Annotated in this window: 12 protein-coding genes and 1 pseudogene; 6 read left to right on the top strand and 7 right to left on the bottom strand. The window is 71.1% G+C overall.

Annotated elements, in window-relative coordinates:
- A pseudogene (locus ACJ8AN_RS32710) lies at window positions 1-822 on the bottom strand (ABC transporter substrate-binding protein); the annotation flags it as partial.
- Window positions 823-911: 89 nt separating this feature from the next.
- On the opposite strand from ACJ8AN_RS32710, the gene ACJ8AN_RS32705 reads away from it, so the two are divergent.
- From ACJ8AN_RS32705 to ACJ8AN_RS32695, 3 genes are read left to right on the top strand one after another with little or no spacing between them, the layout of a single operon-like run.
- On the top strand, window positions 912-1220 hold the full coding sequence (locus ACJ8AN_RS32705) for a hypothetical protein (protein WP_407759465.1): 309 nt from the start codon (window positions 912-914) through the stop codon (window positions 1218-1220).
- Between the two features lie 44 nt (window positions 1221-1264).
- Window positions 1265-2152, top strand: a complete 888-nt coding sequence (locus ACJ8AN_RS32700; RefSeq protein ID WP_407759464.1) for a TetR/AcrR family transcriptional regulator — start codon at window positions 1265-1267, stop codon at window positions 2150-2152.
- Entirely contained in the window at window positions 2149-4857 is a 2709-nt protein-coding gene (locus ACJ8AN_RS32695; protein ID WP_407759463.1) for a phosphoenolpyruvate synthase, read from the top strand. The genes ACJ8AN_RS32700 and ACJ8AN_RS32695 overlap by 4 nt, the downstream gene beginning before the upstream one ends.
- A gap of 2 nt (window positions 4858-4859) precedes the next feature.
- On the opposite strand, the gene ACJ8AN_RS32690 is transcribed toward ACJ8AN_RS32695, so the two are convergent.
- From ACJ8AN_RS32690 to ACJ8AN_RS32670, 5 genes are all read right to left on the bottom strand, one after another.
- On the bottom strand, window positions 4860-6548 hold the full coding sequence (locus tag ACJ8AN_RS32690; RefSeq protein WP_407759462.1) for a vanadium-dependent haloperoxidase: 1689 nt from the start codon (window positions 6546-6548) through the stop codon (window positions 4860-4862).
- Between the two features lie 123 nt (window positions 6549-6671).
- Window positions 6672-7139, bottom strand: coding sequence for an STAS/SEC14 domain-containing protein (locus ACJ8AN_RS32685; protein ID WP_407759461.1), 468 nt, complete (start codon window positions 7137-7139; stop codon window positions 6672-6674).
- Between the two features lie 172 nt (window positions 7140-7311).
- On the bottom strand, window positions 7312-8340 hold the full coding sequence (locus tag ACJ8AN_RS32680; protein ID WP_407759460.1) for an ABC transporter substrate-binding protein: 1029 nt from the start codon (window positions 8338-8340) through the stop codon (window positions 7312-7314).
- 62 nt (window positions 8341-8402) lie between these two features.
- The gene (locus tag ACJ8AN_RS32675; RefSeq protein ID WP_407759468.1) at window positions 8403-9137 is read right to left on the bottom strand and encodes an ABC transporter permease; all 735 of its coding nucleotides are present in this window, start codon (window positions 9135-9137) and stop codon (window positions 8403-8405) included.
- A complete protein-coding gene (locus tag ACJ8AN_RS32670) occupies window positions 9043-10743 on the bottom strand; it encodes an ATP-binding cassette domain-containing protein (RefSeq protein WP_407759459.1) in 1701 nt (566 codons plus the stop codon). The genes ACJ8AN_RS32675 and ACJ8AN_RS32670 overlap by 95 nt, the downstream gene beginning before the upstream one ends.
- A gap of 292 nt (window positions 10744-11035) precedes the next feature.
- Here ACJ8AN_RS32670 and ACJ8AN_RS32665 point away from each other — a divergent pair, with 292 nt between their 5' ends.
- The 3 genes from ACJ8AN_RS32665 (at window position 11036) to ACJ8AN_RS32655 (ending at window position 13306) form a co-directional block, all read left to right on the top strand.
- Window positions 11036-11974: a hypothetical protein gene (locus tag ACJ8AN_RS32665; protein WP_407759458.1), complete on the top strand. Its 939-nt coding sequence runs from the start codon at window positions 11036-11038 to the stop codon at window positions 11972-11974.
- A gap of 158 nt (window positions 11975-12132) precedes the next feature.
- Window positions 12133-12654, top strand: coding sequence for an RNA polymerase sigma factor (locus tag ACJ8AN_RS32660; RefSeq protein WP_407759457.1), 522 nt, complete (start codon window positions 12133-12135; stop codon window positions 12652-12654).
- Between the two features lie 4 nt (window positions 12655-12658).
- Window positions 12659-13306, top strand: coding sequence for a cupin domain-containing protein (locus ACJ8AN_RS32655; RefSeq protein ID WP_407759456.1), 648 nt, complete (start codon window positions 12659-12661; stop codon window positions 13304-13306).
- A gap of 157 nt (window positions 13307-13463) precedes the next feature.
- Here the strand turns inward: ACJ8AN_RS32655 and ACJ8AN_RS32650 are convergent, their stop codons facing one another.
- Window positions 13464-14006: a DUF2378 family protein gene (locus ACJ8AN_RS32650; RefSeq protein ID WP_407759455.1), complete on the bottom strand. Its 543-nt coding sequence runs from the start codon at window positions 14004-14006 to the stop codon at window positions 13464-13466.
- Window positions 14007-14118: the final 112 nt, after the last annotated feature.

Here is a 14118-nt window from a genome sequence, read left to right as displayed (position 1 = left end):
GGCGGTGGCCGTCACGGCGTGGGCCAGCTGATTGGTTTCCGAGGCGCGGTGGCGCACGGCGTCGATGCCCGTCTGCACCACCTGCACGAAGGCCTCGGCCTCGCTGGCGAAGCGCGCCAGCTCGTCGCCCGAGGACGCGATGTGGTGCAGCCGCTCGCTCATGGCCTGCACCTGCTGCGTGGTGCGGTGCGAGAAGTCGTTCAACGACTGCAGCGCCTCGGCCACCTGCCCGAGCCGCTCGCTCATCTCCAGCAGCGAGCGGGTGGTGTCGTGGGCGAAGCTCTCCAGCTGCGTCACGCGCTTGCCCGCGGCCTGGAGACTCTGGCCCATGCTGGTGACGGACTCCTGCGAGCGCTCCACCGCTCCACCCTGGCGGCGCGCGGCCTCCAGCAGCACCCCCACCTCCTCGGAGACGCCCTGGCAGGTGCGGCGCACGTTGCCCGTCACCCGCTGCACCTGGGCGAGCGCCCGGCGCAGGGAGAGCAGCAGCCGGCGCACCTCGCGCTCGTCGGCGATGCCCTTGTCGACGGTGGTGGCGGTGAGGTCTCCCTCGGCGAGCCGGGTGAGCAGGCTGGTGCGCTCCCGGGCGGGACTGGCCTCCCAGAGGAACCAGAAGGCGTAGGCCGTCAGCAGCAGCACCAGCGGGGTGCCGAGCAGCAGCACGGACCAGCCCCTCCAATCGTTGGGCTGGCCGGTGACGGCGTGAAGGAGTCCGCCGAGCACGAGGGCGACGGGGAGCCCTCCGAGGGCCGGGAACGTGACGAGGTGCTTTGGGGCGGCCATGCGGTAGCGGGGGTGGCACACGCTATCCCGCCCGCTCACCAATCCCCAAATCCCTCTGGCGGGAGGAGCGGCTCCGGGGTTCCATGAGAGGGGCGCATTCCCCCCCCGCGCACAGAGGACGACGCGAGATGTCGAGCAAGGGACCCGTGGGTGGTGCGCTTGCCATCGAAGTGCAGATGCGGGCCGAGGCGGCCTCGGGTATCAGGGCACTCGGGCAGAGAATCGAGCGCCAGCTCACCGAGTTGCAGCAACTGGGGCAGCAGGTGAAGGCCATGGCGCCGAGCCCCGCTCGGGACAGGAAGCTCGCCGAGTACGAAGAGAAGCGCCGCGATGCCGAATACCGCAAGTGGACGCTCATCGTGCAGCGCGAGGCGATGGGCCTCTTCAACCACGCCGACGTGGAGGAAATCTACCGCGTCCCGCCGAAGCTGAGCTGAGCCCCCGGCTTGTGCTGAGACACGATGAAAGATACATATATCTCGTGTCTCGACACGAAAGACAGCGTCCGGAAGAAGCAGGCCTGGAGGAGCGCATCCTGCGTGCGGCGGAGGGCTTGCTGGCGAGCGAGGGCCCGGGCTTCACCATGGAGGCGCTGGCGCGGGCGGCGGGGGTGTCCCGGGCCACGCTGTACCGGCGGGTGCCCAGCCGCGAGAAGCTCGCCGAGCGCCTGCGCGAGGAGCGGGCCGTCGAGTCCGGCACGTCGCTGGCCCGGGAGCCCTCGCGGCAGCGGATATTGGAGACGACGCGGCAGCTCGTGGGGCGCCACGGTCTGTTGGCGCTCACGGTGGAGCAGATCGCCGACGCGGCGGGCGTGAGTCCCGTCACCATCTACCGCACCTTCGGGGACAAGGACGCCCTGCTGCGCGCGATGTTCGCCGAGCTCGGCCCGCGCAACGACGCGGCGCTGGTGTTCGCGGACCTCGACGCGCCCCTCGCGGACACGCTCACCCGCTTCGTCCTCATCCTCCTGCGAGGACTGGCCGAGCAGCCCGCCTTCATCTCCATGGCCCTCTTCAGCCAGGGAGAGGAGGCGCGCTACGTCGAGCACCTGCGCAAGAGCCAGTTCGGGACGATGGACCGGTTCACGCGCTACCTCGCCGCGCAGATGGAGCGCGGGCGGCTGCGCGCGGCGGACCCCGTGGAGCTGGGGTTGGGGCTGATGGGGCTCGCGCTGGGCTCGACGCTCGATACGCGGCGCCTGCTGGCCTCGGCGCATGAGGAGGGCCATGCGAAGCGTGCCCGGGGGCCGCTGTCCACCGGCCCGGAGGCGTCCGCGGAGCCGGCCTGGAGGGAAGCGCGGGCCCGCGCCATCGTCGAGCTGTTCCTTCACGGAGTCGCCGCCTCGCGGCCGGAAAAGGACGAGTCATGAGCCAGGCCACGGAGAGCAGCCAGTGGGTGCTCGGGTTCGAGGAGCCGGGGGGCAGTGCGCTGCCCGCGGTGGGCGGCAAGGGCGCGAGCCTCGGGGAGATGGCGGGCGCGGGACTGCCGGTGCCACCGGGCTTCTGCATCACCACGGCGGCCTTCTCGCGCTTCCTCGCCGGGTGCCCGGAGGCGGAGGCGCTGCTCGCCGCGCTGGACGCCATGGCGCCCGAGGACATCGAGGGCGTGCGCCAGGTGGGCCAGCGCGTGCGCCAGCGCTTCTTGGAGGTGGTGGTGCCAGAGGAGGTGGCGCGCGACGTGGTGGCGGCGTGGCGTGGGCTCGGCCCGGAGCATGCGTACGCGGTCCGCTCCAGCGCCACGTTGGAGGACCTGCCGGACGCCTCCTTCGCCGGCCAGCAGGACACCTTCCTCAACGTGCGCGGTGAGCAGGCGCTGCTCGAGAAGGTGCGCGCCTGCTGGGTGTCGCTCTTCACGGACCGGGCCATCCTCTACCGGCGCCAGCAGGGCTATCCCTCGGGGGCGGCGCGCCTGGCCGTCGTCGTGCAGCGCATGGTGTCCCCGGACGTCTCCGGCATCCTCTTCACGGCGGACCCGCTCAGCGGCAATCGCACCGTGTGCTCCATCGACGCGAGCTACGGGCTGGGCGAGGCCCTGGTGTCGGGGCTCGTCAACGCGGACCTCTACCGCGCGCGCAAGGCCACCGGCGAGCTGCTGGAGGTCCACCTCGGCGACAAGGCCATCGCCCTCTGGCCGCTGCCCGAGGGCGGCACGGAGAAGCGTCCCGTTCCTCCCGGGCAGGGCGCGGCGCGCGCGTTGGATGACGCCGCCGTGGCGCGGCTGGTGGAGCTGGGCCGGCGCATCGAGTCGCTGCGCGGGGGCCCGCAGGACATTGAATGGTGCCTCGAGGGCGGCCAGCTCTTCATCGTCCAGGCCCGTCCCATCACCACGCTCTACCCCATGCCCGCGCCCGCGCCGCGCGACGGGGCGCTGCACGTCTACCTGAGCTTCAACCACGCGCAGGTGAACACCGCCGCGTTTTCGCCCATGGGCCTGTGCCTGCCGCCGTTGCTCATCCCCCTTGGGGGACGCACGCCCGAGGGACGCGCGGTGCTGATGGCCCAGGCCGGGGGCCGCCTCTACATCGACCTCACGCCCCTGCTGCACCGCGCGCCGTTCTCGCGGATTGCTCCCCGGCTGTTCGACAGCGTTGTCACCGGCACCGCCGAGCGCCTCGCGTCCGTCCGCTCCCGGCCGGAGTTCCTCGCGGGACGCGAGCGCCTGGCTCTGCCACTCGGGCCCTTCCTGCGCTTCGCGCGCTCGATGCTCGGGCGGGTGCGGCAACGGCTCCTGCACGCGAAGCCCGAGGAGGCCCGCGCCGGGCTCGAGGCGGTGATGGAGTCCGTGCTCCAGAAGTGGTCGCGCGACTTCCAGGCGCTCGAGCCCGGGGCGCCCCGGCTCCGCCACTTCCGCCAGGAGGCGTCCACCGTCTTCACCGACACGCTGCTCGTCCACGGCGCCCCGCTCCTCATGGCGGGCCTGCTGTCGTGGAAGGGGGTGGAGCGGCTGTTGCGCGGGCGCATCGACGAGCGCACCTCGCAGGCGCTGGTCCGCGGGCTCGAGGGCAACGTGACGACGGACATGGACCTCGCGCTCGGTGACGTGGCCGACGTGGCGCGCGAGTCCCCCGCGGTGGCCGTCCGTCTGAGGGATTCCACCTCGGCCTCCATCATCGAGGAGCTGCGGGGTGTCCCCGGTGCCGGGCGTTTCCTCGCGGCCTGGGATGGTTTCATCGCGCGCTACGGGCACCGCTGCCCGGGCGAGCTCGACATCGCCCTGCCGCGCTGGAACGAGGACCCCTCGAGTCTCGTGCGCGTCCTCTCCGGCATGTTGCACTCGGAGGTCTCCGGTGAGCACCGCCGCCGCCATGCCGCCGCGCTGCGTGAGGCCGAGCAGGCCACGGCGCGCGTCCTCGAGGCCGCGGGCCAGGGGCCCCTGGGCTTCCTCCGCCGCCGCATGGTGCGAGGGCTGGTGGCCCGGGCGCGCGCCTACCTGGCCGTGCGCGAGCACCCCAAGTTCCTGCTCATCCACCTCTTCCAGCACGGCCGCCGCATCATCCTCGAGGCCGGGCGGATGGCGGTGGAGCGCGGGCTGCTCGCGGACGTCTCCGACGTGTGGATGCTCGACCTGGACGAGCTCCTCGCGGTGATGGAGGGCCAGCGGCGGGACGTGCGCGAGACGGTGGCGGCCCGGCGCGAGACGTGGAAGCGTTACGCGAAGCTCTCGCCCCCGCCGATGCTCACCAGCGAGGGCGAGGTTCCTCCGCTCTCCGCGTCCTCGCGGGAGGAGGTCCCCGGTGTCCTCCGGGGCATGGGGGCCTCGGTGGGCATCGTGGAGGGCACGGCGCGCGTGGTGATGGACCCGGCGCGCGAGGTGCTGCGGCCGGGGGAAATCCTGGTCGCGCCGTTCACGGACCCGGGCTGGACGCCCCTCTTCATCCACGCCCGCGCGCTGGTGATGGAGGTGGGCGGGTTGATGACGCACGGCTCGGTGGTGGCCCGCGAGTACGGCCTGCCGGCGGTGGTGGGCGTGACGGGCGCCACCACGCGGATCCGCAGTGGGCAGCGGATCCGCGTGGATGGGGACCGCGGGCAGGTGGTGCTGCTCGAGCCCGAGTCCACCGAGGAGGCGGCGTAGCCTCAGGCCGCGTCCTGCGCGGTGGAGGTGACCTCGAGCTCACCGTCCTCGATGCGCAGGTGGTTGCCATCGAAGTCCACCACGGTGAAGTGGTTCTCCTCGTTGTAGCAGATGCTCTGCTCCTGGAGGATGTCGAGCGCGATGCTCTGGCCCAGGTGCAGCGCCGCGGTGTAGTCGCTGCGCCAGTGGACGCCCGCGCCGTTGCGCGCGGTGGCGATGTTGCCCGCCAGCTTGTTGAGCTCGCCCTCCACGGTGATGTCGTCGAGGTCCGCGCCGGTGTAGGGCACCAGCGATTTGCCGTCCGCGGAGGGCACGCTGATGGGAAGCAGGGGCGTCTTGCCATCGGCCTTCACCAGGTCCTTGAGCTTCTGGTCTCCGCCCTTGAGCCAGGCCTTGAGGATGGTGACGCACGCGCCCGCCACGGTGCCATGGCCCGTGCCGTACGCCGGGTGCAGCGGGCTGCCCTCGGGGAAGGCCTGTGGCAGCAGCGAGGTGTTCTGGCGCTTGAGGATGCGCTGGTGCGCCACCGAGCCCAGCAGCCGCTGCGTCACCGGGTAGTTCGCCACCCGGCCGCTGCGGAAGGCCTCGATGCGGCCGCCCCACTCCTCGGGGCGCTGCCGGCGGTGGACGAACCACTTCTGGAACCACACGGCCTTGAGCGCACGGGAGGCCACCTCGGTGAGCAGCGTGAGCAACGCCGGCCCACCGAAGACGCCGAAGCCGTCCTGGTTCTTCGCGCTCTTGTTGTTGCCCACGTACGGGTTGCCGTCGTCGAGCTGGAGGTTCTTCGCGCTCAGCAGCAGGAGCGCCGCGTTGAAGTAGGCCTGGTGGAGCTGGTCCACGTGGACATAGCGCGCCAGGTCCCGCAGGTTGCGGATGAGGCGCTTGCCCTGGGCGGCGGCCTCCAGGGTGTCGTCGTCGGAGAGCGGCGGGTTGACCCCGCGCTGCACCTCGAGCCACGGGTCGAACGTGGTCATGTAGTCCACGCCCGGCTTCGCGGTGCGCTGCTGCGCGCTGATGGTCAGCGAGCCGAAGGGAATGTCGTGCAGCAGGAACTGCGAGACGTAGGGGCCCGTGATGTCGCCCCGGGTGAGGCCGCGGAAGACGGTGCCGGGGGTGAGGTTCTTCACCCGCGGCTGGTCGAACACGTCCTCCTTGGGCAGGCCCTGCTTGCGCAGCGTGTCGAGCTCCGCCGCCGCGGCGGCCACGTCCGGATTCGAGCCGTAGTCGATGAAGGGCACGTCGCGCGTGAGTGCCATCCAGTACAGCTCCACCATCTCCGCGTCGCCCTTCAGGCTGTCGACGAGCGGTGCCGGAGGAATGGTGCGGGCCCAGGCATCGGGGCCCTCCAACTCGAAGGACAGGCCCGTCTGGGGCGCGGTGTACTTGCGGGTCGCCTTGGGGTCGCGCGGGATGGCCGCGAAGTCGTCCTCGTCGCCTTCGCGCAGCGCGTCCCGCAGCTTCTCGTAGTCCGAGCGCTTCACCTCGCCCTTGGCGTCGTGCGGCAGGCCCTTGGTGAAGTTGGCGACGGGCACCCCGAGCTTCCCGAGGTACTCCTCTTCCTCGCCGTTGTTGCGGTGCTTGGGGAGGGACTCGCTCTGCGAGATGTCGGTGGCCTCCTCGCGGAGTTTCTCGGCCGTCTTGCGGCGCTTCTCCAGGCTGATGGGCGTAATGGCGTCGGTGTCGGTCATCGCTGTCTCCATGCGGGGAGCAGGGCCCGAGGCAGTGGGCCACATGGCGCTCTCCCCTACGGATGGAGCGGCAACCGTGATTCTGTGAGGCGCCGTCCGCGTCTCCCGGCGAGGGAGCGGCCCCTACGGCCCGCCGCGCCAGCCCGGGTTGGAGCTGAAGCGCTGGCGCACCTGATTGGCCTGCTGGGGATAGCCCGTCTTGCTCAGCCACTCCGCCGCCCAGTTCACGGCCTCGCTCAGGTTGGCGCAGAAGTGGTACGGCGTCTTCGCCGGCCAGAAGTGGAGGACGGTACTGGCCGTCAGCCGGATGATGGGCGAGGTGATGACGACGGCGCTGGCCACCACCGTCTTGCGGCGGAGCGCATCGTGCTCCTTCATCCACGCCACGTGCCGCTGCGCCAGGGGGTTGGACAGCATGCGCGCGTTGCGCGTGTCGTAGAGCAGCACGTGGGGCTCGTTGCGCTGCATGTACTCGAGCCGCTTCGCCAGGTACGTCTCCAGCTCCTGCAGGGTGGGGTTACCCGAGAAGCGGATGAGCAGCAGGGGCCACAGCGAGTCGTCGAATTCGAAGCCGGAGGGGGAGGGAGGCATGGCGGATGCGCAAAACCCACTCCAGGAGCAAGCCTGGGGCCAGGACATGACCCCGCTCGTCCCGAGGGAGCCTCCGCGCGCGTCCCGGGTCATCCCTGAATGCTGGGTGCCGTCCCACCCAGGGCACCGGACCCCGACGTTCGGTTGCCTGCCCAGCGGATGGGTGGGCTCGTCACCGCGGCGCGCCCTGCGCTCCCTGCTCGCCCATCACCTTCTTCAGCAGCGAGGTGTCCACCAGTCCGGACAGGTCCGAGCTGGGGATGAAGCCGAGCTGTTTCGCATGCTCGGCCGCCTGCTGCAGCTGGCCGGGCAGCACGTCGAGCGCGGGCTCCAGGCGGGAGAAGGAGTCCTTCAACACGGGCTCGGAGATGGGGTGGCCCGTCACCTTGCCGAAGGACTCGTTGACGCGCGTGATGAAGGCCTCGGGCTGCTGCTGCCACTGCCGGGTGAGGGCCACGTGGGCGCGTAGCAGCTTCTCGAGCTGCTCGGGCCGCTCCTTCAGCGCCTTGGCGGTGGTGACGAGCACCGTGGTGTGGAAGCGCCGCTCCGGCCACAGGTCGCGCTCGTCCACGAGGATGTGGCCACCGCCCTCGGCCACCATGCGCGCGCCCCACGGCTCGGGCACCCAGGCGCCCTCGATTTTGCCGTTGAGGAAGAGGCCGAGGATGTCCGGGTTGGACAGCGGGGTGACGGTGACGTCCTGCCCCACCTTCAGGCCCTGCGCGCCCAGCCAGTGGCGCAGCGCGATGTCCTGCGTGTTGCCCAGCTGCGGGCTGCCCAGCGTCTTGCCCTTGAGCTCGGCCGGGGTGCGCGCCGTCTTCGTCACCAGCACCGCGCCGCCGTCCACCGCCGCGGCGATGATGCGCAGCTCCCGCCCCGCCTTGAGGAAGGTGTTGATGGCCGGGCCCGTGCCCACGTACGAGGCGTCCAGCGAGCCCGAGGTGAGCGCCTCCATGGCCGCCGGCCCCGCGTTGAACATCTTCAGCTCGATGCCGGGCACGGCCCGCTGGAAGTCGCCCGAGCCGTTGCCCACCAGCGCCTGGGCATGGGTGATGTTGGGGAAGAAGCCCAACCGCAGTGGGCGCTGCTCCCCTTGAGCGGCCTGCTTCGTCGCCGCCTGCTCCCCGCCCTGCTCCTTCTTGCACCCGCTCGCCGCCAGACACAGGGCGGCGAGCCCCACCACCAGAGCCTCGAAACGCATATGCCGACGAGGGTGGGGACCGTCGGCACCCGGCGCACATGGACCGGGGTACGAGGCCGCTGTCAGCCCGCCGTCAGTCCCCAGCGGCGGCGCACGCGCAGCTCCACCGTCTGGAAGAGCACCCGGTCGATGAAGGTGCCCACGAGGATGATGCACACCATCACCGCCATCACCTGGGGAATCTCCATCAGCTCGCGGCCCATGGTGAGCAGCTGGCCGAGTCCCCCGGACACGTAGAGCAGCTCGCCGGCCATGAGGGCCCTCCAGGCGAAGCTCCACCCCAGCTTGAGCCCGGTGACGATGCCGGGCAGCGCCGCCGGCAGCAGCACGCCCCCGTAGAAGCGCACCCCGCGGATGCCGTACGTGGAGGACACGCGCAACAGCAGCGGGTCCACCCCCATCACCCCGTCCTCCACCGCGATGGCGATGGCCAGCACCGAGCCCATCACCACCACGAAGATGATGGACGTCTCGGTGAGGCCGAACCACAGCAGCGCCAGTGGCAGCCAGCAGATGGAGGGCAGGGCTTGCAGGCCCACCACCAGCGGGCGCAGCAGCCGGCGCAGGAACTTGAAGCGCGCCATGGCGATGCCCAGCGGCACGCCGATGAGCACCGACAGGCCATAGCCCTGCGCCAGCCGCGTCAGCGAGCGCACGAGGGCGTCCCACAGCCGCCCATCGCGCGCCATGGCCACGAGGCTCTCAGTGACTGCCTTCGGGCCCGGGAAGAGGTGGTGGGGCCAGGGGCCGAACCGGGCCACCAGGGCCCACACTCCCAGCAGGCCCGCGAGGAACAGCAGCTTCTGACTCAGGTGCCAGGCCTTCACGGTGCGCTTCATGGTCCGTTCCTCGTCGCTCCGGAGCCTCGGCCCCGGGTGTCCCCATGGACTCGCTCTCGCGGAGCATGGAGCGGATCTGCCTCGCCATTCCCACCAGCGCCACGTCATCGGGCCCGCGCGGCATGGGCAGCCGCACCTCGAGGTCCCTCAGGATGCGGCCGGGCCGCGGCGCCATCACCACCACCCGGTTGGCCAGCATCAGCGCCTCGGTGACGTCGTGGGTGACGAAGACGATGGTCTTGTGCGTCTCCATCCACACGCGTTGCAGCAGCTCGTGCATGTGCAGGCGCGTCTGCGCGTCCAGCGAGCCGAAGGGCTCGTCCATCAGCAGCACCGGCGAGTCCACCGCCAGCGCGCGCGCCAGCGCCGTGCGCATCTTCATCCCGCCCGACAGCTCGTGCGGCAGCATGTCCTCGAAGCCCTCGAGCTGCACGTAGCGGATGAAGCGGCGCGCGCGCTCGGCCCGCTCGGCCCGGGACAGGCCCCGGGCGGCGAGCACGAACTCGATGTTCTGCCGCACGGTGAGCCACGGGAAGAGCGCCGACTCCTGGAACATCAGCAGCCGGTCCGGCCCGGGCCCGGTGATGTCGCGGCCGTCGATGCGCACCTGCCCGCCGGTGGGGCTGAGCTGGCCCGCCAGCGCGTAGAGCAGGGTGGACTTGCCGCAGCCCGAGGGCCCCAGGAGGCAGACGAACTCGCCGGAGCGGATGTTGAGGTTGACGTCGTGGAGCGCCACCACCTTGTTGGCGTAGCGGTGCTCCACGCGCTTGACGGCGATTTTCGCCGAGTCCTCGCCCACGCGCGCCGGGACGAGCGTCTCCTTCACCGTCTCCGTCACCTCGTGTACGCGCTCGAATAGGGCGCGCCAGACGCGGGCGAGGCGTCCGGGGCGTCGCTGGGCGGGCGGGGACTTGGAGGCGGGGGAGGGGGTCGGGTCGGCGAGGCGCATCACTCGGTCGTAATGGAGCTGGCGCTGCTCACAACTGGAGCGGCGGGGGTCGTAGATGAGGCAGGTGTCGATGGGGCGGGAGTAGACGTGTAACGAGAGGGCGAAACCACTGCGTGCCCCCGTGCGCACCGAGTGCAGGTCCGCCTCGGGGGAGCGGTGATCCATGGCGCCGGGCAGCAGCGTGCGGTGGGGGCCCATGCGCTCGACGAGCGCGTAGCCGGGCTCCTGGCCGCCCGCCACCAGGCGGTAGTCGGTCACCTCCAATTCTCCGGCGACGGTCATCAGGAAACACTCCTGGCCGTCGTGTCCGTGGATGGGCGCACGCGCCTCCCGCCCCCAGCCGAGCACGAGCACCTCCAGGTCCTCGTCCCGGTAGATGAGCGTGCGTGTGTAGCGGCCGTCCTGCAGGAGGGCGTAGGGCTCCACGGCGCGCCGGTGCAGTGAGCCCTGGCGCATCGCCGCTTCAATGGCCGGGGCGCCCCCGCGCTTGTGGGCCTCGCGCAGCCGGAGGATGAACTGCCGGAGGGAGAGGGCCCGGGGAGGCGAGGTGATGTCGAGCTCAGGTGAGAGAGCAGCTTCCATCGCCTGCGAGCCGGTCGGTGGGCTGCGTTCCATTGTCGCACTCCTTCCGTCCTCGTCTCGGACCTGCGGACGGGGGGTGAGGCTCGATGAAGGTGGGTATGACACCTGCAACCGCCAAGGCAGTGCGGGCGGCCGGGGAGGGGCCCGTCCCCTACCTGGAGGCAGGGCGATTGCCTGCCCGCTCGCACTCCTTCGGGCTTTGGGGAGGGGTCACCGGGGGTGAAACGGGGGGCAGCCTGGAAAAAGGTGGGGGGTGCGCAACTTCCGCACCGCTCCGTGGGAGAATGGATCAACGGATTTCCCGAGCCCTTCCGCAGGAGCCCCCATGACCACCATCGATCGCAACCGCAACCCGCTGGCCCCGGTGGGCCGCCAGACCACCGAGACGACCCAGAAGACCGGGACCGCGGCCAACACCGTGAAGGCCGAGACCGCCAAGACGGTGAAGCAGGGCGGGGACGCCTTCGATTCGACTCCGGTGCGTCAGGCGAAGGTGAGCCTGCTGGGCCTGGGCGGCAGCAAGCCCTCGGACAAGGTGTACGACGGCCAGCTCGTGGGCGCTGGCGGCAAGACGTTCCCGCCCGGCACGTCGCTGAGCGACATCCCCGGCGTCACCCCGCGCAACAACCCCAACCCCACCAAGACCGTCATCTACGTCAACGGCATCATGACGAACAAGGACGGTCAGTCCAGCGACCTGCAGGCCATCGCCGACAAGACGGGCGCCAAGGCCATCGGCATCCACAACTCCACCGAGGGCTTCGTCACCGACCTGGCCCAGTGCGTGAAGGACAAGCTGGACAAGGGCTCCAACCCCGCCGTGGACACGCTGGCCGACACCCTCTACACCGAGCTCAAGGCGGGCCACGACGTGTCGCTGATGGGCTACAGCCAGGGCGGCCTCATCACCGCGCGGGCGCTCTTCGACGTGCAGGCCCGGCTGCGCATCGAAGATGGGATGTCCAAGGGCGACGTCGAGAAGCTCATGGGCAAGCTGCAGGTGGAGACCTTCGGCGCCGCCTCGACGAAGTACCCGGACGGCCCCCAGTACGTGCACTACGTCAACAACCGCGACGCCGTCCCCACCCTGACGGGCCTGGGCGGCAGCATCGATCCGCTCGCCTTCCTCAAGGACGCGGGCAAGGGCGCGGTGGTGCACCGCTTCAGCGACGGTGGCCTGAACATCATCGGCAACCACAGCCTGCAGGACATGTATCTCAAGCACCGCGTGCCCTTCGACCAGGCGCGCGCCAACCACTTCTGAGCACGGGCCGCTGACGGCGGCTGCTCGTCCGTCCCCCGGGGGAGGCGCTACCAGGCGTCCTCCCCTTTTTCATGCCCGCATCCAAGGCCACCTTTCCTCCGTAGGGTCTCTGAACCCGGGCAGCGCGCGGCGCGCGTGCACCCGGAGGAGTGGGAGCCATGGAGGAGGACGGGGCGCTACTCGTCGCCATCGCCGGGGGAAGCCAGGAGGCCTTCCGGTCCTATTACGAGCGGCACGCGGGTCGGCTGCTGGGCTACGTGCTGCGCGTCACGAAGGACCGGGCGCTCGCCGAGGACGTGGTGCAGGACGTCTTCACGTCCGTCTGGCAGAAGGCCTCCAGCTACCGGGCCGAGCACGGCTCGCCCCTGGCGTGGATGTACATGATCGCCCGCAACAAGCTGGTGGACCGGTGGCGCCGCCGCTCGCCCGGGGAGGCCCGTGGCCCCTCCGAGGAGGAGCATCCCCTGCGAGCGCACGTGCAGGCGGACCCCGTGCTGTCGATGAGCCTGGAGCGGGCGCTGGACGGACTGCGCCCGGAGCAGCGCCAGGCGGTCGAGCTGGCGGTGCTGGGCGGCTACACGCACGAGGAGGCGGCGGTGGCGCTGGCCGTGCCGCTGGGCACCTTCAAGTCCCGCGTCCGGATGGCCCTGCTGCACCTGCGCGCCCTGCTGACGGAGTGAAGCCATGAAGCCCGACACCCATCCCCCATCCGAGCGGTTGCTCGCCTACGCCACGGGCGCCGCGGACGTTCCCCTGCGCCTGCTGGTGGAGACGCACCTGTCCTTCTGCCCTGACTGCGCGAGCGCCGTGGGGCGCCTGGGCGAGCCCGGGGCCACCGTGCTGCGAGCCATGCCCGAGCAGCCCGTGCCGCCAGACCTCTTCGGGCGCATCTGGGCGGAGGCCTCCCGGCACGCACCGCCACGGCCGGTGGAGGGCGTGCCCCTGCCGGCCTCGGTGCTGGCCGAGCTGCGGCCTGCGGAGCAGTGGCGTTGGCACACGGTGCCGGGCAGCGGCAGCCGGACGGCGCGCCTGGTGAGCGAATCGCCGGGCGGGTGTGGCCTCTTCCTGGTGCACATCGAGGCAGGGGCCCGCTTCCCGAGGCACGCGCACGAGGGCGGCGAGGAGGGCATGGTGCTGGCCGGAGGCGTCTGGGACCGGGGGCGCTACCTCGAGGCCGGGGACTGGAACAGCGCGCCGGCGGGCTCTCGGCACGAGCTGCGCGCGGACCCGGTGGAGGGGTGCTGGGCGCTGGTGCGCGAGGAGTGCGAGCACGTGCGGTTCTCGGGCTGGCGGGGCGTGCTGCAGCGGGCCGCGTCGCTGCTGCCCCACTAATTCAGGTGGGGAAGGTCCTGTCCGGGGTGCTCTCGCGGCCAGGAACGAGGCACCTTCCGGTCGCGCTTCGTCCCGACTGGTACGACCATCGGACCAGTTGCGGGAAAACGCGCCCGGAGCCCCCTCCCTGGTAGGAACTGGCCGGCCGGGCCTGGCTTCACGAGCGCCACTCGACGCGGTAGGTGCAGCTGCTGCCGTCCATGCGCATGCGCAGGACATGGGGCTCGCGGGCGCCGCTGGCCCCGAGCGCGGCCTCGATGATGCCCTGGTAGTACGAGGGCATGCCGAGCGTCTCGTTGATGAGCACCTCGTAGGCGGTGGGGCCCAGCTCGGTGAGGTGCAGTTGCACGTAGTTGTCGGCGTTGCGGAAGTTGTGATTCATCCGCATGAGCAGGCGGCGCGGCCCGAGCGCCCGGCCGAGCGCGAGCATGCCGCGGCCCAGCACCGTCTCGCTCACCTCCGTCACCATCTTCTGGCCGAGCTGGCGGTAGGCCTCCTCGAGGTGCAGCTCGGGGAAGAGGTCGCGCACGACGATGTCGAGCGAGGGGCGCAGCACGGAGGCCGGGTAGAAGGGCAGCGGCTGCGCGTCCAGGTGCAGGCCCATGCGCCCCAGGGCGCTCCGGGCTCCCGGCGAGAGCCGCCGGCGTGCAATCTGGAAAAGGCCGTGGAAGGTGTTGCCGAACACCACACGCTCGTCCATGAGCATCTTCTGTCCCCCCGGTTGCGAGCGCTCCCCACAGGAAGCGCCGAGTGGCACCACGCGACCCACAGGGTCGCACCGGACAACCTGGGAGATGGTCTCACGACAAGGT

Origin of the sequence: Archangium sp. (assembly GCF_045802675.1) — a bacterium.
Taxonomy (GTDB): Bacteria; Myxococcota; Myxococcia; order Myxococcales; family Myxococcaceae; genus Archangium.
Note: the sequence above shows the minus strand (reverse complement) of the source record. Positions and strands in the feature narration are given on the sequence as shown.

Excerpts from the sequence above, each read along its gene's own strand:
- ACJ8AN_RS32690 (WP_407759462.1), bottom strand. The coding sequence starts at position 6,548 with ATGACCGACACCGACGCCATTACGCCCATCAGCCTGGAGAAGCGCCGC.
- ACJ8AN_RS32670 (WP_407759459.1), bottom strand. The coding sequence starts at position 10,743 with ATGGAACGCAGCCCACCGACCGGCTCGCAGGCGATGGAAGCTGCTCTC.
- ACJ8AN_RS32660 (WP_407759457.1), top strand. The coding sequence starts at position 12,133 with ATGGAGGAGGACGGGGCGCTACTCGTCGCCATCGCCGGGGGAAGCCAG.
- ACJ8AN_RS32705 (WP_407759465.1), top strand. The coding sequence starts at position 912 with ATGTCGAGCAAGGGACCCGTGGGTGGTGCGCTTGCCATCGAAGTGCAG.
- ACJ8AN_RS32650 (WP_407759455.1), bottom strand. The coding sequence starts at position 14,006 with ATGGACGAGCGTGTGGTGTTCGGCAACACCTTCCACGGCCTTTTCCAG.
- ACJ8AN_RS32655 (WP_407759456.1), top strand. The coding sequence starts at position 12,659 with ATGAAGCCCGACACCCATCCCCCATCCGAGCGGTTGCTCGCCTACGCC.
- ACJ8AN_RS32665 (WP_407759458.1), top strand. The coding sequence starts at position 11,036 with ATGACCACCATCGATCGCAACCGCAACCCGCTGGCCCCGGTGGGCCGC.
- ACJ8AN_RS32695 (WP_407759463.1), top strand. The coding sequence starts at position 2,149 with ATGAGCCAGGCCACGGAGAGCAGCCAGTGGGTGCTCGGGTTCGAGGAG.
- ACJ8AN_RS32685 (WP_407759461.1), bottom strand. The coding sequence starts at position 7,139 with ATGCCTCCCTCCCCCTCCGGCTTCGAATTCGACGACTCGCTGTGGCCC.
- ACJ8AN_RS32680 (WP_407759460.1), bottom strand. The coding sequence starts at position 8,340 with ATGCGTTTCGAGGCTCTGGTGGTGGGGCTCGCCGCCCTGTGTCTGGCG.